The organism is Nitratireductor sp. WH36-1, assembly GCF_058725515.1.
In genome coordinates this window covers 1,310,767-1,327,628 of record NZ_CM178970.1, presented here as the reverse complement: position 1 = coordinate 1,327,628, position 16,862 = coordinate 1,310,767, and the positions used below count along the sequence as shown (strand labels likewise).

Sequence of the window (16,862 nt, the reverse complement as noted above, 5' to 3'; positions counted from 1 at the left end):
CATGCCACTTTTCTCTATTGTCATCCCCTGCTTCAACGCTGCACGAACGCTTTCTGAGACGCTTGCGAGCGTGGACGCGCAGAGCTTCGACGACTACGAAGTGATTATCGTTGATGACGGTTCGAGTGATCAGTCAGCTGCAATCGCCGAAGCGTTTGCAAAGAAGGACAGCCGGTTCCAGCTTGTTCGTCTGGAGAATGGCGGCCCGAGCCGCGCGCGCAACAGGGCCGTTTTCGAACACGCCCGTGGCGACTACCTCGCCTTTCTCGATGCGGATGATCTGTGGTCGCCTGAAAAGCTGGCCCGCTGCGCCGCGCGGCTTGCCGGACACGATGCGCCGGATGGTCTCTATGCCCGGATCGCCTTTTTCAGGAACGATCCGTCCAGGCCGGAAACGGTGTCGACGGTGCTGCCGCACGGCCTGCGCGTCAAAGACCTCCTGCGCGAAAACGCTGTCTGCACCATGTCCAATATCGTGCTGAGGCGCGACTGGTTCCTGAAGAGCGGCGGTTTCGACGAAGCCATCACCTATGGCGAGGACCTGGATTGGCTGGTGCGTCTGGCTGCTGTTGGGGCCCGCATTGAGGCCATTGATGAAACACTCGTTCATTACCGGGCAAGCGATGGCGGACTTTCCGCCGATCTGACCGCCATGCGCCAGGGCTGGGAGACTGCTGTCGCCTCCGCAACCCGTCTTGGAATGCGCCCCTCCCAGGCCGAACTATCTGCCGCCGAGGCCATTCATCTGCGCTATCTGGCGCGCCGTGCGCTGCGTGTTCGTTCGCCGCGCGGCACGGCCCTGAGGATCGCCATCAGGGCGATCAGGCGCTGCCCTGCAGCCTATTTCAGCAATCCGCGCCGTGGCGTCTTCACGCTGGCTGCTGCCGCGCTGGAACTCACCCTGCCCACCACACTGAAACGCCTCGCCCTGTCGTGACCGGCAGGGCCAACGGAGACAACGCCATGAACACGAACACACCCATCGCATCCCTCGTGGTCCCTGCCTACAATGTGGCTGGCACCATCCGTGAAACTCTGGTCTCGCTGCTTGGTCAGACTTTTGCCGATTTTGAGCTGATCGTCGTTGATGATGGTTCAAGCGACCAGACGATCGCCGTCGTCCAGAGCTTCGACGATGAGCGCATTCGCCTGATCCGCCAGAAAAATCGTGGCCTTGCCGGCGCGCACAATACAGGCATTGCGGCAGCGCGCGGTCGCTATGTCGGTTTCTGCGATGCCGACGATCTCTGGCTGCCGGAAAAGCTGGAGTTGCACATTGCGCATCTCGACGCCAGTCCCGATGTCGGGATCAGCTTTTCGGGAAGCCAGATGATCGACCGCGCCGGCAGGCCGCTTGGCGTCAACCAGTCGCCGAAACTGCGCAACATCACCGCCGCCGATGTCTTCCGCCGCAATCCCATCGGCAATGGCTCCGCCGCCGTCATGCGCCGCGAGGCGCTGGATGGTTTTGCCTATCGCCCGCTGGGTGAGGAGGAGCGCGACTGGTGGTTTGACGAGACTTTTCGGCAATCCGACGACATTGAGGGCTGGCTGCGCTTCATTCTGACCCAGGACTGGCGCATTGAAGGCATCCCCGGGCATTTGACGCTCTACCGCATCCACATGGGCGGTCTCTCGGCCGATGTCGACAAACAGTTCGAAACCTGGGCGCGCATGCGTGACAAGATCGCCCAGATCTCGCCTGAGCTGGTGCAGCGCTATGGCAGAACCGCCACGGCCTATCAGCTGCGCTATCTGGCCCGTCGCTGCGTTTCCATGCGCGATGGAAAGCGCGCCTGGGCGCTTGTCCGCCAGTCGCTGCGCGCCTCCCTTCGCCCGTTTGTCGAGGAGCCGGTGAAAACCGCCATCACGCTGGGAGCTGCCCTGTTCCTCGCACTGTTTGGCGAGGAAACCTACGCCCGGCTTGAAAGCCGCCTCCTGCAAAACCAGAACGCCTGATTCCATTCGAGGAGAACCCGACCATGACACTCACTGTCTGCCATCTCATCGATGATGCCGGTTTCGGCGGCATCAACCGCATGCTCGACCACATGGTGCAGGATCCCATGCTCGCCGAGCTGGCGCAGCACAGGATCGTGCGCGTGAAGCGCGGGCAGCTCACGCCCCCGGCGCTTAATGCTGACGTCATCGTCTCGCATCTGTCCATCTGCTGGAAGAACATACCTTTTCTGACGGCGCTGCGCGCCCTCAATCCCCGCACACCGCTTCTGCATGTGGAGCACAGCTACAGCGAGCGCTTCGTCGCGGCCAATGTCGTCAACCGGGATCGTTTCGACACACTGATGAAAGTGGCCTACGCGATGTTCGATGAGATCATTGCGGTGAGTGAAGCGCAGGGCAGGTGGCTGCGTCGCCGTTTCGTCGGCGCGGGGCGTCTTGCAGTCATTCCCTCCTGCGTGTCGCTGGAGCGCTTCTTCAAGGTGGAGCCGGCAAGCCCCCGCTCCACACGCACCATCGGCGCCATCGGACGCTTCGATGTGCAGAAGGGTTTTGACATTCTGATCGAAGGGTTCAAGGCGTCCGGCCGCGAGGATCTGGAGCTGCATCTCTATGGTGATGGCCCACAGCGGCGGCAGCTTGAGGCGATGGCTGAGGGGCGCCCCGAGATCGTGATCTGCAGCTATGTGCAATATCCCTCGATCGCCATGGCGGGATGCGACGTGATCGCCATGCCATCCCGCTGGGAGCCCTATGGGCTGGTGGCGCTTGAGGCGATGGCGGCCAGCCGGCCGGTGGTGTGTTCGGATGCCGATGGGCTTTCCGACCACATTCATGCCGGCGCGGTCTGTGTGGGTGAGAACTCGGTCGATGGCTGGGCGCGCTGGTTTGCGTCGGCCGACATCGCCGGGCTTGAAATCGGCAATGAAAAGAGGCGCGCGCGCGCCGGGGATGCCGTGGTCCGTTTTGCTGGGGCTTGGACGGACCTGCTTCTGCGCGCCACGGGGCTGTCCCCCCTTCCCAAGCTAGCAGCCTGAAGCGTCCTCATTGCCGAGAGGGCCCGCCGGCAAGCCCGGCGGGCCCTTTCTACATATCTAAATTGTTCGTGTGTCGGGCTTTCTTACCTTCAGCGTCGAGCACCGCACTAGGCTCAGGACTCGTTGCTCATAGCTAGAAGATGACGGTTGCGGCGAGAGCGATGGCGGACAGGAAGGCCATTGAGCACCTGTCATAGCGCGTAGCGACACGCCGCCAGTTTTTGAGCCGCCCGAACATGATCTCGATCCGGTTGCACCGTCTATAGCGGCGTTTGTCGTATTTGATGGTCTTGTTGCGGGATTTCCGACCCGGAATGCAGGGAGTGATCCCCTTCGCCTGTGAAGCGTCACGATACCAGTCGGCATCATAGCCACGATCGGCCAGCAGCCATTTGGCCTTGGGAAGCTCATCAAGCAAGGCGGCAGCCCCGGTGAAATCCCTGCCCTGACCGGCCGTTATGAAGCAACTGATCGGGCGACCACTCGCATCCGTTATGGTATGAAGCTTGGTGTTCATGCCACCTTTCGTGCGTCCAATCAGGCGGCCCACGCCCCCTTCTTACCCGCAGGCTGGAAGCCGTGCGGTGGGCCTTGAAGTATGTCGCATCGATCACAATGGTCTTGTGCTCTGCGGCTTCAGGCACAGCCGGGCCTTCCATCATCTGGATAAAACTGCCCTTGTCGCCCCAGCGTTTCCACCGGTTATAAAGCGTCTTCGCCGGGCCATATTCCTTCGGTGCATCGCACCACCTGAGCCCGTTACGGTTGACGAAGATGATGCCGCTCAGAACGCGTCGGTCATCAACGCGCTTGCGACCATAGCTCTTGGGAAAAAGGCTGAAAACGGGCCATTTGCTCGTCCGTCAGCCAAAACAAATTACTCATCAGTCAGGCTACTATACGCCCGCCTGAATCACAGCCGTCAGTTCAAATCAATGGGTCCTGACCCTAGGGCATAGCGGGTGTCGACTTTGGCTTCGAATTGCGGGCCTGCTGGTGCCGCCGAGCTCGGGCTTGAATCAGAAATATTGCTGCCCTCCTGGAACTCGCCACAGCCTTCGCTTCACAAGACTATGCCCGAGTGATCTCGCGCGTGCAGCGAATGTCTGTTCACCGCCCTGTCCTCCAGGACCCCGCGCAGCCGCAGCGGAAACCAATCAGGTGCAGCGAACGGCAGCAAGGTCCGCATTGCCGCCGTCTGGTGGTCAGCCGTCTTCGCAGATGCGACGAATGGCTGCTTCGGTGGGCTGCACCGCAGACCCATCTCAGCAGGTGAATAACCGGTATGGGCCGTAAATTGTCATTCAGCTACGGCAGGGAGACCGCCCGTTATGGACACTTGTCGAGGTCAAAGCATTTGATCTGCTTCCAGCTCCATTTCTGACGAGCCACCGCCACGGCCCGTCAAGAAATTTCGCAGCCTCCCTCGCCGGCAATCACAGGCAGCAATGATACCAGCGCCTGAAAGTCCACAGCACCAACGCCCTTTCGTTTTGTTCAACGACTGTCAGCCCGCGTCTAATTCAACGATCTCAACGTCTTCTCCATTCGCCGCTGTGTCCCAAGTCGATACCATCGCGACGTCGTGCGCGCCCAGGTCTGGTCTGAAGAAACCAGCTGCAGATCGGATGTGATGATCGATCGGTCTTTGCCCACAAGTCGTGGATGCCCCGTCGACAGGCCTGTCAGGCACGGTGCAGGCCGGCATGTCGGCGCCCATTGTTCCAGGATGGGCGCTTCTTCGGGAAGCGCCTTCTGCATTCTCCGTTGCTGTACCGCCTCCATTTCAGCGACGAGCATTTTGAGCCGCTGGAGCTGAAGCTCGAACCGCTCATCCCTGCCTGGCTCATTCCAGTCAAAAACCAACATCGGTTTTCCTATCATTCATATTTTGCTTATCCACTCGGCGCGGCGTGTTAGCTCCCCAAGGACCCAGCCAAACCGCATCGCGGTCAAAGGCTGGATGCACGCACCGCTTCCATGCGATACTATCTGGGCCGAGATTGATTGGGCTCGCGGAGAGTGCTCCCATTTCCCGTCAACGGGTTCTTCGAGAAGCAATACCAACAGCAAAAGCGGGCGAAGGAGACGATGTGGCTGCATGAGCACCCGCAGGCTCATCCGAGTTTCCGCCTATGTATTCGAATATCCCCTCCTGATCTCCGACCTGATCGACTGATTGCGGGTTGAGCTCTTCACCTTGCTCTTCATTTCCAGGCGTCGGTCCCATTTCTTTCTCAAACCTAGCCTGCGGTTTCTCGCCCGACCGCCCTTTGTGTCGCTGTCCCATGATCGTTTCACAGTGTTTCTGCAGGATGGCGCGTATCTTCGCGCCATACAGCTCACGAAGGTGCGTGATCGCACGACCCGCACCATCGATACGCAGGAGCCAATCAAGATCGTTGAGGCCAAGTATGCCTTCGGCCTCACTACGGGTGTCCCCCGCCGCATCGATGATGGCAATGCTTGCGCGTGACACGGATGGAACATCATATTTGCGCGCCAGTACTTCACGGATGGCCAGTGCGCTTGCCATCATCCTGCTGCGCAGGGTGACGATCGCGCTTGGGCTATAGGAGGAGACAGTTCGCTTGATATCGAGGAGCAGTGCATGCTGCTTCGCACGGTCGACCACCAGCAGATCAGGACGGTAATATTCACGTGTGATGACCTCCGCATCGCGCCTGATCATCGATGCCCCTGCCCAGTCGCTGCGAAGGAACAGCGCCTTCGCGGCTTGATGCACTGGCAGGGGGCGCTCAAGATGAATCAGGCTGAGTTTGGGGTTCTTTCCGACAACGAGAGCTATAGCTCTTTTGAGGAGCGCTCCTTCGAGACTCGTTGCCGAGCGGACTGCGGCAAGCAGTTCCTGATAGCCCTCGAAAGTCGGGTCGTGCTTTGCTGGACATGCCTCGACCTGCGCAATCGTATCCGCGACGATGCGCTCGAAGTCGGAAATCAGCTCTTCCAGAAGGCTCGTTGCGGCCGATGGGGTATCCACTTCGTCCATCATCGGTGCGTCGGAATCTGGTCGAGAAAGCGTTCCCCCCGGTTGGCGTCTGGTTGTAATCATGAAGCTTCCTTGAACAACGGCAGCAAGCAGCGGTCATCGAGACCGCTATTACGGTCTCAATGCTGGCTGTGCTGGGATTTTTGGGTGCGCAGATCAGCGGTGAACGTCCCCCCCCCCTCCGTTCAGGGACGAGGTCCGTTCAGCGGCAGCTCAAAGCCAATGAAAGAGCGATACTGCTATGCCGCGAGGCAGTAGGTGCTGAACCGCTTCACCTCATCGTCATCATCGATATCATCAAGTGCGATGGCTTCGTGGAGCAGCGTCTCACGGCAGAAAGCAAGCTTCTCTTCTGCATGGCGCAGGCGACCTTCAGCAGCTTCAAGCTCAGCCGCGAGGGCAGCAATCAGGGCCGCTGCACTAGGCGCATAAGATGCACGACCGAAAAGCTCGATGGCATCGTCGCTACAGACCGTTCGATCCTCGTCGACCCAGAGCGACATCATGCTGTCAACATGAATCTGGGGGTTGCGCTGCGCTGCGGCTTCAATCGTCAGTTCAAAGGAAATAGTATCTGTCATAGCCCAAGGCCTCCTCGTTAGGTTGCGGGTCAGGCCTTCGTCGGTGTTGGAGCACCTTCGGAGGCCGTTTTCGAGGTTGTGTTCCCCGAAAGCAAGGGCATCCTGGCATATCCCGGATCGCCGCGGAGCCCCTAAAATGTTCGTCGATCGATTTTCTTGCGACCGGATGGTTAACCGCAGCTCTTCTGGACAAAGACTACGGCTTCATCTTGCATCGCATTCTGCTTGCGTGGGCAGAATTTTCACGGGCCATCAGGGAGCAGCAATCTGGGGTTCCTGCTGCCTGTCGCCTCACGTCAAACGCCGTTTGGGTGTGTAACGCTTTTCGAGCATTCAGAATCGATTGCTCACGCGTTTGAATCGAATAACCAGAACCTGGAATCGGAATACCGCAAATTATTTCAAATCATTCTGATTTGGATTGACGTCTCGGCGCGTTCTTTTGATTTGTTATGGCGTTGAAAGCCCGATGAACAGACGCTCACGGCAGATGCCTGAGACTTGTCCTTGGCTCAGCTGCAGCGGGGTGCCGACACATATGGGCACGATCGTGACTACGCTTTCAGCTACCGCAATCCCGTATTTTTAAACCAGACCATGGTCGAGTTTCGGGCCAAGCTAGCAGAAAAAGCTACAGATTTGCGATTCACCAGCAAACGCCGTTTCAGGGAGTAACGGGGGGAGAACCGAACATTTGAGATTTGCAAATCAATTGAGGATGCCATCAATCCGGTATCGAAACCGAGCGCCTGCGGGGAAAGCAGACTGCCCGATCAGCCATTGGCATCAGCTTCGTAAGCATCGAGATCATCATCCTTTGAAAGATGTCGTTTCTGTTGGAAGGCCCACCCCGACCGGTATTTGTCGACCAGGGCATCCCATACGATCTCCGCCTCCCTCTCATCGAAACCCTGGAGAACAAGCGCTGCAACAATGTGATGTTGAAGCTCTTCAAGCCGCTCCCTCCGCTCCTCGGACAGGTTCTTCGTGATGGCAAAGTGGAGCAGGGTCCTGGCTATGTCGTCTCGAGACGGTTTCCGTCGGCTCTTGCTGGCAGCCCGCAGCGCCCGTTGCCGATCACGCTGTTTCGCCAAGCGGTCTTTTCTGGACTGTACCATCTTCCCTTCCTCCACCTGCCTTCCTCACCTCTCTAGCAAACGGCGTTTGAAAAGGTAACGTCTTTCCGCAAATCAGAATCGTCAGTGTCGAGTTTTGAATCGCCTTGCGGGAAATTTGAATCGGACGACCGCAAATCATCTCGATTTAAGTCAGGTTGATCTGAGACGCTGAGTGCGCAAATCGGCTGCCCTTGCCACAGTGTCCCCCCCCCCTGACGACAGGCCCATCACCGCCACTGCTCGTCATCCGGTCGGAGTTGCCCCCGTTCAGATCCCCACGATCATGGAAGGATTGAACGCTGCGTTCTCGTTGTCGTAGCCACGTGGATTGCATAGCACGCGCGTTGCTCCGACCCTGTAGTCACAGCTGTCATGGGTGTGCCCATGAACCCAGAGCGCTGGTCGCCCCTGATCGATAACGGCACCCAGATCTGATGCGAAGGCACCATTCAGCAAGTCGCCCTTGAACCTGGGGTGGACCGACGCGGGATACGGCAGATGATGCGTAACAACAACCGTCTGTGCCTGGTCGGCTTTCATCGAACTCTCGATGAACAGACGCGACTCCACGTGCATCCGATACGCGCTCTCCGGAAGAAACCGCTGCCAGGGGTTTTTCTGCAGGGCGATCTTTCGGTGGTCATTCATCCGCTCTCGCGCATGCCTCATCGCAAGAAATTGATGGCCCGCAATCCGGTAATCGGTCCATAGGGTTGCGCCAATGAACCGGACACCATTGATCACGACAATATCGTTCTCAAGAAAGTGGACATTCTCAACACGTCGGCACGCCGCTCTTCCGTCCTCGAGATTCTCCCTGATCCCGCCATTGTAGAACTCATGGTTTCCCGCGACATAGATGCAGGGCATGGCAGGCGCGACATGGTCCGCCAGCCATTGTACGCCATTGGCGACACCACAGCACAGATCGCCCGCAACAATGCAGACATCTGCGTCGGGGATCTTCAGCGGCTCCGACAAATCTGCGTATTCCAGATGCAGGTCGGAAAGAAACCAGAGCTTCAATGTGTAGCCTCCCGGATTTTCAGGGACGAGTAGCCTGAGCCACGCTTTGATCGCGTTTCGAAGCGGTGGATTGCTCGCGCGCAGACGTCGCAAAGTCAAGCGGAGAATTCAAAAAGCCATTTAATATCAATTAATTGCGGAAGCTCGGAACGTCCGAACCACCTCACTCCCTAGGTAAATGTTCAAATTACTTATTTTCCTCGGAGATAAATAGGTTCCGCTTTTGGGCTGCTGTTTTCAGCCGCGGCGAGATCGACGAGCTGGCGGTGAGACTGACGTTATCTGCACTACCCGATCCGCCCCTGCTCGCTGCACGCCTGCACGACGTCCATGTAGAGGCGCAGACTTTCATTGGAGACATTGACGGCATTCGACAGACAACGAAAAGACTGCTCTTCTTGGTCCCAACGAACGCACTGGCCCGATCGAGAGGAGACGAACGAAGGAGGCACAATGGCAACGTCGAGTTCATGCGGGGCAAGCAGCACGACAAGGGAATGCAAACAGGTGACAAAGAGCCGATCATGACTGAACCAATTGCGGATGCATCCATCTACCTTTGGGGGCGAGAAGTCGCGACCGTTTCCTGGTCGGCAGACGATGGGTTTGCCGTCTTTCGGTACACTCCTGAATTCGCCGCCACCGGCGTTGAGTTGTCGCCGCTGGTCATGCCTTTGAGCGGAGACCCGTATTCATTTCCCGCACTGCCCCGAACAACCTTTAAAGGGCTGCCAGGAATGCTGGCAGACGCCCTACCAGACCGTTTTGGCAACCAGCTGATCAATGCCTGGCTTGCAGAACAGGCGCGCACACCCGAAAGCTACAACCCGGTTGAGCGGCTTTGCTATCTCGGGGCGCAGGGCATGGGAGCTCTCGAATTCAGGCCAGCACTGGCAGTTTGCGACCGAAAGGCCCGCAGCGTCGAGGTGGTTGCGCTCGTTCGTATGGTCAATCAGCTACTAAACGAAAAAGCGGGGTCTGAGAGCGTCAATTCAAAGGTGCGCGCAGCCAGGCATGACCCTGACGCATTTGATGACATTCTTCGGGTTGGCATCTCGGCGGGCGGAGCCCGCGCGAAGGCAATCCTCGCCTGGAATTCGAAGACCGGAGAGTTTCGTCACGGCCAGACTGATGCCGGGCACGGCTTTGAACACTGGTTGATGAAATTCGACGGCATCGACAACAACAGGGACAAGGAAGAACCGGACCCGCAGGGCTTTGGTCAGATCGAGTACGGCTACCATCTGATGGCGACGGCTGCCGGCATCGACATGATGCCATGCCGTTTGCACCATGAGGGTGGGCGCAGTCATTTCATGACGAGGCGGTTTGACCGAGCCATCGACGAGAGCGGGTCGACACACAAGCTCCACATGCAATCGCTTTGCGGCCTGCAGCATTTGGATTTCAACGACCCGGTCAGCCATTCATACGAACAGGCAATCATGACCATTCGCAATCTTGGTCTTGGCACTCGGGCACTGGAGCAACAGTTTCTTCGGGCAGCCTTCAACATCATCGCCAGAAATCAGGACGATCACGTCAAGAACATCGCTTTTCTGATGGACCAATCCGGTGCGTGGGCACTGTCGCCAGCATTTGACGTGACCTATTCCTACAATCCGCGCGGTGAATGGACCGGCCAGCATCAGATGAGCCTGAATGGCAAACGGGATGGCTTCGAGCTTGCCGACCTCTTCTCCTTCGCTGAAAACGCATCAATCAAGCCTGCCAGAGCGAGAGCGTTGGTTTCCAGCGTCAGAGACGTCGTTGCGAACTGGCTCCACCATGCGGATGAGGCAGGGATTGACGGGGAGACGGCACTCAGGATTGGCAGCGCTCACCGGTTGGTTCCGTGAACGCCACCGTGCATCAGAACCGGAGAACCGCCTGACAGGCTTATGCCGCTGATGGATCCCCAAGTGCCGTGGGACAGGTGATGACACCTGTCGCGCGGTGGCAACTAGATATGTTGCTCCGATAACTCAATTCAAATTGAAACAGGTCGAGACGATTTGTGGTCATTCGATTCCAGTTACTTGTGAAGCGATTCAGACTTCGACATTTGCGATTCTGATTTGTGGAAAGGCGCCACCACGTCAAACGCCGTTTGCCATTTGGATGAAACTCACTGACGGCGATAGAAAAGAGATGACCAGACCAGAGAAGAACAACTCACCAGACAGCGTGATAGACGACGGGTCCTGCAGGCTGCGTTCGAAACAGACGGAAGTTGCGAGATAATGACAGAACCAAGGTAGCTTACCCCTGCTTCCCTCCACCTTCGGTGCCTAAAAACACGGAAGCAGCGGTCGAAAATTCAGCGAGGGGTTCCTCCTATCCTGCCTAAACCTGCGGTCGGACGATCAGTGTACCGATAGCCTTCAGAGATCAAAATCGCTGCTGCCTTCATCACTCATAGCTGCCTCCTTCCGCTCTTCCTCAACGACCGCCATGCGCGTGGGGACAGAAACCGCCTGCCGGAAATGAACGACCTTTCCATCGTCGCCGATCTTGATCGCAAGCACCATCACCTCAAAATCCGGACAGTCCTGACGTCTACCAAATAGCTGTGGCAGAGAATAAGTTGACGCAAAGGCGGGAATCGTTGGCTGTCCATTTTCATCAACCCATGTCGCTCTGGCGTCAGCTGGTCGCATATTGCCCGCCTCCCGCGCCTTTATACTCGACAGAAATTGCGTCGAGGAACTCCTCGCGATCGCATTTAGGCTGCGCTTGCACGCCGCCGCAGCGCTATCAACGGGCCTCACACGCGCCCCCGGCACCACAGCAGGCTCGGCCCAGATAGAGACAGCACCGCTCCTTTCCAGTTCCTGCAACATCTCCGCATTAATCTGACTGTATGTCTGCAAGAGCTGTTCACGCAGTTGCCCCCACGCCGGACCTTTGCCGGGCCCAAAAAGTCTCGTACGCACGATGGCCGTGACGGTATCAGAAAGAGCAGGCGGCTCGTGGTAGAGGGCGACCATCTCCTGTTGTTCGGCAGATTCCAGCAAGATCCCGTTATGGTAGGAATCCCAGTCATTAATCGGCTGCTCATTCTGCAGAGCATCCTGCCTGGCAGCAGTCCGCGCGAAGAGCCGCCGCTCTGCACCAATCTGCTCTGCGATCTCGTCTACCGACGCCTCAAAGCCGGCACCAAGAGACACACCAAGAACCGCAAACTCCCCCATCAGCTCAGCCACGATGGCGCTATCGGCCATCGCATCAGGGGTTTCATCGACAACTGATGGCACTTCAAATGTATGCCGCAAGCGGACCGATCGCGGATTGATGATCGTCTGCGCCTCCCCGGCATCGAAAAGCAACATTTCGACCGGCTGATAGCGCAGCGTCATGCCCATTGAGAATGTGCGGGCAGAAGAATGATCCACATCCGTTATCCGAAGGGCCAGCAACCCGTCGAACACCGGAAAACTCTTGCTACTTTGCTGAAAAGCCTGCGCCTCTTCAGGGGGCATGGCTATGAACATACCCTGATCAGAGATGACGCCTTGCGCAGTGTCACCAGACATCAACGAAACGTTCAGCGCACTGTCCGCCTCATGGGCCCTGGCACTGAATTCAATTCCGGGACGAACCAGCCAGCCTTTGCGCTCGAAATCGTAGGGTTCAAAGCGAATATACGCCTTTAGCCAGTGCACGTTTTCCTCGCCGCTCCGCGCCAAAGCGGCGGCGGCCAGCTGTGATGCGGCCTCTCGTTTGGCAAACGTGTCGTTGCGCGCATAAGGGCTGCTTTCCAGCTGCTCTCGAAAAAGTTCTTCCGTGTCCCAGTCAGCAAGTTTCGCACCGACCGAGAGCAGGTCCGACTTCCAGGCAAGACTGACCTCTTCAAATTCGCGAGGCGCGGCCCTTGGGAACGTCGCAGCGCCAATTTCAGGGGCATCCTGCCATCTTGTGTTGCGTGACGTACGGCGCACTACCAGTCGTTCCGGATGCCCGGCGAGCAAGAGCCTTTGTTGTCCACCGTGCAGGGTGAGGAGTTTTTCTGCGGTGACGGCCATTTCCACTGCAGCAAACGGCCACCCGCCATCCTGCTCTTCATGGGCGGGCAGTTCCTCAGAGACGACATAACCAGCGCTATCTTGCGGAAACACAAGAATGGCCGCCCCGAACTCGTTATTGTGGCCAACCACCGGCAATGGTGTCACCAGCAGATTTTCCAAAGGAAGCTGCAGGGCTTGAGCGACCTCCTCCAGAGCCCGGTCGCTCTGTGGCTTCGCAAAGGCAGCAAGATTGCGGTTCCCATCTGCCAGCGCTCCACCATATTTGACGCGGAAGGAAAATGTCAGCCCGGTTTCCGCGCCAAACAGACTGCCAGCATCAAGCGCTTCAATGCGCACCGTATCCGCCCTGCCCGTTATTAGCGCGACTTCTTCCTGCGTATCCAGCCACCACGGTCTGTTAAAATCTGACAGCCTGCGCGCCTCGGGCGTATCGGTAATGTCACGCAGCGCGGCATCGGGATAGCGGTAAATGACTTCTGCGAGATTCTGCCCTGAACGCAGCTCAAGCGGACCGGCAGGCCGCGCATCAAATACAAATTCCGGTCGTCCATTGCGGTCAGAAGAGATCCGGCTTTCGACAACCGCGGGTATGGCGAGCGCAAATCGGGCCCGTCCAAGCCGGTTGATCAATGCTTCGGCGGCCGCAGGATCGACTGAAAATCCTTCAGGGCGCAGGGTTGTATGCACCGGAATGCGCGCCCGGTAGCCACTAAACTCACGCGCAGGGCTCTGCTCTCCCGCAAAACAGGTATCCAGTTCTTTTTCACCGAACGGAAAATGCTGCTTTTCAAAATCATACTCGCCAGCACGCAAGCCACAAACCAGCATCAAACGCTGTGGTGAAGAGCGGCGATCGCGCGCAATGGCGGCCAGTGCTTTTTCCCGCAGCGCAGATTTGAAGCGCGCAACTTCAAACTGGTTGTAGTCAACGGTCAGATAGCCGTTTTCGACATCCTGTACCTTGCTGATCATCCCCTTGGAGATATAGGCTTCGAGCTTGCTGGTATCTGCAAGGCTGGCTTCTGCCGCTGCCGCGCGCACTTCTGCTGGCGAAAGCGACTGGTGATTCACGAAAATCTGCTCATGCTCGGTTCCAATGGTTGCCGCGGCCACCATGGACACCAGATAGTCTCGCTGCCGCTGAACACTCTCCTTGCCAAGCAGTTCTCGCGCAAGACTTCCTCCAGAGCCGGCGGAAAGAATGATGATCTGCTCATCAATGGCTCCGCCAGAATTAGCAGGCGCGTCCAGTGCACCTTGCTGCACAATCGCTTTTTGCGCGGCAGCATCGCCGCTCTGGTTCTGACCAATCATCACCAGCGCCTGTGACCGCTTGCCGAGCGCGTACACCAGACACATGACATCACCGCCGCAACGATCGCGCTGCGCTATCCATGCGCGCTGCTCGGCCTGAAGCTGCGCTCTGCCGCCTGCATCAAGCCCGTCCAGCGCGGCTGCGTAATGTCTGGCAACGGCGCGGTCGAGTTCTGCCAGGTCCGCGTTGCCGCAAATGGTATGTTCAACTCTGGTTGAGGCTTTTGCGCAGTCAAAGCTGGGCCGGTGTTCGTTTGCCACAGTCCTGCTTCCAGTATGACCGGAAGCAACATTGCGCAGAAGATCCAGCAGATTGCTGCTTACCTCCCCCCTCACCGCAAGACCGGAATCGCGCTCAAACGCAATGATTGCATTGCGGGTACGCCGTCCCATCAGACCATCGGCAGGTCCGGGATCATAACCAAGCCGGGCGAGTAAAGACTGCACCTCGCGCACATCCTGCCTGACAGAAGGACGCTGCACTATGCGCGCAGATGGCGGCACCTGCCGCGAGCGTTCCGGGGGCGTCTCTTGATGCCTTCGAAGCGCCCTCTCGAGATCGGAGACTGCATTCAGCCCCCTGGAAATGTCATTCAGATCAAGAGCGGTTGCCGGCATCGGCACTGCGACGACAAGCGCAAATATCGGTGCAAGAAATATCCTAAGCATGACGGCCCCGCTGCGGAAATACAGATCACATAATGCTGCCCCACAATCGAACAGAGCATCTGACAGTAAGGCGGTTCGCCGCCGACACTACCGTCAAGACAAGTCTTGCGATGCCGGCCATCGATTACCAGTCGTCTATTTGGCTGAAGCAAAAAGTGGCAGGGCCGACGCGATGCAACAGCACGCACCTGTCAGCCGCAAGCGGCGTTCCCGTAGGAATATGAGGCACTGACGCATCATCAGCCCAACTCAAAAGGCCGACGGATGAATCAAAAGAACCATCAAAATCACGCCGTTGTGCTGGTCGCCCACATATGGCCCTCAAAGAGGCTCCCAACACCAAACACCCTATGGTGCCGAACCGCGAAACTGACGCGGGCGAACCGGCTATCGTGCTGTACAAAGCGCTCGTCCGAGCCCGAAGCTCTAGCGGAGAAACCCGCCACTTCCGCAGCCGCTTGTGGCAACATTCCTGCCAACCGCGTTCGATCCGGCATGCCGACAGGTGAAACTCGCGTAGGGCAGCGAGACGGAAAGCCCCCGTCGGCCGGGCTTTCAAACGATGCCCTGCCACCCTGTTTCCATCAACCTTCAGTGCGCAGTCGCACGAACCGGCCTGCCCGGACGCGCCGTCTGATCCAGCTCACCATCGCGAACAACAAAGCCTCCACCGACGATCAGATGACGGACACCAGCCGAATGCTGCCGTGGATCCTCGAACGTTGCCCTGTCGATGATGGTTTCGGGATCAAAGACGACGATGTCCGCGTCTGCGCCCTCGCGGATGCGGCCCTTGTTCTTCATGTCGGGCACGGAATCCTCCAGCAGCCTTGCAGGAAGGAGGCTTGAACGACGGATGGCCTCGCTCAGGCTCATGAGCTGGCGTTCACGGACGTAACGACCCAGAACGCGCGCGAACGTGCCAACCGAGCGGGGATGGGATATGGCCTCTTCTGGCAGCGGCCAGACGGGATCAAGAACCTCTTCGCCGTCCACGGTGAACGGCATGGCGTCGCTGGCTATGATGCCGTCGGGGAAGATGACGGCCTTGTCGATCAGCGTCGCATCTTCCTCTATGCCTTCGTCAAGGTAATGGATGATGGACAGTCCCATCGGGTCTGTTTCCTGGATCTCGGTCAGGCGTTCGTCGCTCTCCGGCCGCTCGCCTGTCTTTAGGTAGACGATGCTGTCGTGTTCCAGCCCTACACGCTGAAGTTCGCGTGCGCGCAGGAAGGGTGCGGAAATCACCGTGGACCCGGCACCATAAGGATAGGTTTCCGTCGTCACACGCAGGCCCTGTTCCTGCGCCTTCAGAATCATTCGGGAAACCTCCGGAATGAAACGGGTCGCTGAACTGCTGAGATGGCAGATATGCATTTGAGCGCCCGTCGCTGCCGCTGCTGCAAGCACCTCGCCATAGCCCTCGATTGCGTGGCCGGGCTCGTCATGGAACTTGCCACGCACGTGGGTAAAGGTGGGAACATTGTAGCGCGCGGCGAGCTTCGCCGCTTCATAATACTCGACCCGGTTTGTGTTCGGGACATAGCCTGGAAGAAGGCCGATGCCGATGCCCCCCTGTTTGAGCCCATCTTCAATGCGCTCAATCACCTGTTCTGAAACGTCTGAAGTCACCCTCTGGTCGAACTTCTCCCCGAGTATCTCCATTCGCACATCGATCCAGCTGACGGCAAAGCCGTAATTCAGCGGCAGACCATTCTCTGCAACATTGTCGTAGGCCTGCTCCAGCGGCCATGCGCCGCGCTCCAGTTCCAGCGTGGTTGTCACACCGTCGAAGGCCTGCATCCATGCGGACGGGATATTGAGGGCATGTGAATGAAGGTCGATAAAGCCGGGCGCAACGACCAGTCCCGTTGCGTCGACTTCTTCTGCGCCGTCAAGCGGCTCTTCGGAGACGACCATCACCTTGCCGTCGACAATCCCGACATGCCGCGTTGCGTCCAGTGCCGATTCCGGGTCGATCACGCGGCCGTTGGCAATCACCAGATCATATTCCGGCACGGCTTCCGCCCCCGCAATGTTCAGAGTGATGAGGGAGCAGCTTACGGCTGCCGCAGTGAGAAGAATGCTGTGTCTGGTTTTCATGACGTTTCCCTGTCTTT

11 protein-coding genes and 1 pseudogene are annotated in these 16,862 nt (G+C 58.1%); 4 read left to right on the top strand and 8 right to left on the bottom strand.

What is annotated here, in order from left to right; translation table 11 throughout:
• Position 1 precedes the first annotated feature (1 nt).
• Genes AC4PTT_RS06285 through AC4PTT_RS06275 form a run of 3 tightly spaced genes read left to right on the top strand, consistent with a single transcriptional unit; the run spans position 2 to position 2,996 of the window.
• Positions 2-937 carry a glycosyltransferase family 2 protein gene (locus tag AC4PTT_RS06285; protein ID WP_492162317.1) on the top strand — a complete coding sequence of 312 codons (936 nt, stop codon included), beginning with the start codon at positions 2-4 and terminating at the stop codon, positions 935-937.
• A 26-nt stretch (positions 938-963) separates the two neighbouring features.
• Positions 964-1,959: a glycosyltransferase family 2 protein gene (locus tag AC4PTT_RS06280; protein ID WP_492162316.1), complete on the top strand. Its 996-nt coding sequence runs from the start codon at positions 964-966 to the stop codon at positions 1,957-1,959.
• A gap of 23 nt (positions 1,960-1,982) precedes the next feature.
• Entirely contained in the window at positions 1,983-2,996 is a 1,014-nt protein-coding gene (locus AC4PTT_RS06275; protein ID WP_492162315.1) for a glycosyltransferase family 4 protein, read from the top strand.
• Positions 2,997-3,129: 133 nt separating this feature from the next.
• Here the strand turns inward: AC4PTT_RS06275 and AC4PTT_RS06270 are convergent.
• The 6 genes and pseudogenes from AC4PTT_RS06270 to AC4PTT_RS06245 all read right to left on the bottom strand — a co-directional run bounded on the left by AC4PTT_RS06270 (position 3,130) and on the right by AC4PTT_RS06245 (position 8,731).
• Positions 3,130-3,881, bottom strand: a pseudogene (locus tag AC4PTT_RS06270) (IS5 family transposase).
• Between the two features lie 633 nt (positions 3,882-4,514).
• Entirely contained in the window at positions 4,515-4,865 is a 351-nt protein-coding gene (locus AC4PTT_RS06265) for a DUF6634 family protein (RefSeq protein ID WP_492162314.1), read from the bottom strand.
• A gap of 169 nt (positions 4,866-5,034) precedes the next feature.
• Complete coding sequence (locus tag AC4PTT_RS06260; protein ID WP_492162313.1) at positions 5,035-6,069, bottom strand: hypothetical protein; 1,035 nt, start codon at positions 6,067-6,069, stop codon at positions 5,035-5,037.
• Positions 6,070-6,245: 176 nt separating this feature from the next.
• A complete protein-coding gene (locus AC4PTT_RS06255; RefSeq protein ID WP_492162312.1) occupies positions 6,246-6,587 on the bottom strand; it encodes a hypothetical protein in 342 nt (113 codons plus the stop codon).
• 773 nt (positions 6,588-7,360) lie between these two features.
• Positions 7,361-7,705 (bottom strand): hypothetical protein, encoded by a 345-nt coding sequence (locus AC4PTT_RS06250; protein ID WP_420505988.1) that lies wholly within the window; start codon positions 7,703-7,705, stop codon positions 7,361-7,363.
• A 267-nt stretch (positions 7,706-7,972) separates the two neighbouring features.
• The gene (locus tag AC4PTT_RS06245) at positions 7,973-8,731 is read right to left on the bottom strand and encodes a metallophosphoesterase (RefSeq protein WP_492162311.1); all 759 of its coding nucleotides are present in this window, start codon (positions 8,729-8,731) and stop codon (positions 7,973-7,975) included.
• A 470-nt stretch (positions 8,732-9,201) separates the two neighbouring features.
• Here AC4PTT_RS06245 and AC4PTT_RS06240 point away from each other — a divergent pair, with 470 nt between their 5' ends.
• Positions 9,202-10,590: a type II toxin-antitoxin system HipA family toxin gene (locus AC4PTT_RS06240; RefSeq protein WP_492162310.1), complete on the top strand. Its 1,389-nt coding sequence runs from the start codon at positions 9,202-9,204 to the stop codon at positions 10,588-10,590.
• 525 nt (positions 10,591-11,115) lie between these two features.
• Here AC4PTT_RS06240 and AC4PTT_RS06235 read toward each other — a convergent pair.
• Both AC4PTT_RS06235 and AC4PTT_RS06230 read right to left on the bottom strand, forming a co-directional pair.
• Positions 11,116-14,742 (bottom strand): peptidoglycan-binding protein, encoded by a 3,627-nt coding sequence (locus AC4PTT_RS06235; protein ID WP_492162309.1) that lies wholly within the window; start codon positions 14,740-14,742, stop codon positions 11,116-11,118.
• A gap of 591 nt (positions 14,743-15,333) precedes the next feature.
• The gene (locus tag AC4PTT_RS06230) at positions 15,334-16,845 is read right to left on the bottom strand and encodes an amidohydrolase family protein (RefSeq protein ID WP_492162308.1); all 1,512 of its coding nucleotides are present in this window, start codon (positions 16,843-16,845) and stop codon (positions 15,334-15,336) included.
• Positions 16,846-16,862 lie beyond the last annotated feature (17 nt).

Bases quoted from the DNA above. Each gene is read 5' to 3' on its own strand.
- AC4PTT_RS06285 (WP_492162317.1), top strand. From the start codon at position 2: ATGCCACTTTTCTCTATTGTCATCCCCTGCTTCAACGCTGCACGAACG.
- AC4PTT_RS06280 (WP_492162316.1), top strand. From the start codon at position 964: ATGAACACGAACACACCCATCGCATCCCTCGTGGTCCCTGCCTACAAT.
- AC4PTT_RS06275 (WP_492162315.1), top strand. From the start codon at position 1,983: ATGACACTCACTGTCTGCCATCTCATCGATGATGCCGGTTTCGGCGGC.
- AC4PTT_RS06265 (WP_492162314.1), bottom strand. From the start codon at position 4,865: ATGTTGGTTTTTGACTGGAATGAGCCAGGCAGGGATGAGCGGTTCGAG.
- AC4PTT_RS06260 (WP_492162313.1), bottom strand. From the start codon at position 6,069: ATGATTACAACCAGACGCCAACCGGGGGGAACGCTTTCTCGACCAGAT.
- AC4PTT_RS06255 (WP_492162312.1), bottom strand. From the start codon at position 6,587: ATGACAGATACTATTTCCTTTGAACTGACGATTGAAGCCGCAGCGCAG.
- AC4PTT_RS06250 (WP_420505988.1), bottom strand. From the start codon at position 7,705: ATGGTACAGTCCAGAAAAGACCGCTTGGCGAAACAGCGTGATCGGCAA.
- AC4PTT_RS06240 (WP_492162310.1), top strand. From the start codon at position 9,202: ATGCGGGGCAAGCAGCACGACAAGGGAATGCAAACAGGTGACAAAGAG.
- AC4PTT_RS06235 (WP_492162309.1), bottom strand. From the start codon at position 14,742: ATGCTTAGGATATTTCTTGCACCGATATTTGCGCTTGTCGTCGCAGTG.
- AC4PTT_RS06230 (WP_492162308.1), bottom strand. From the start codon at position 16,845: ATGAAAACCAGACACAGCATTCTTCTCACTGCGGCAGCCGTAAGCTGC.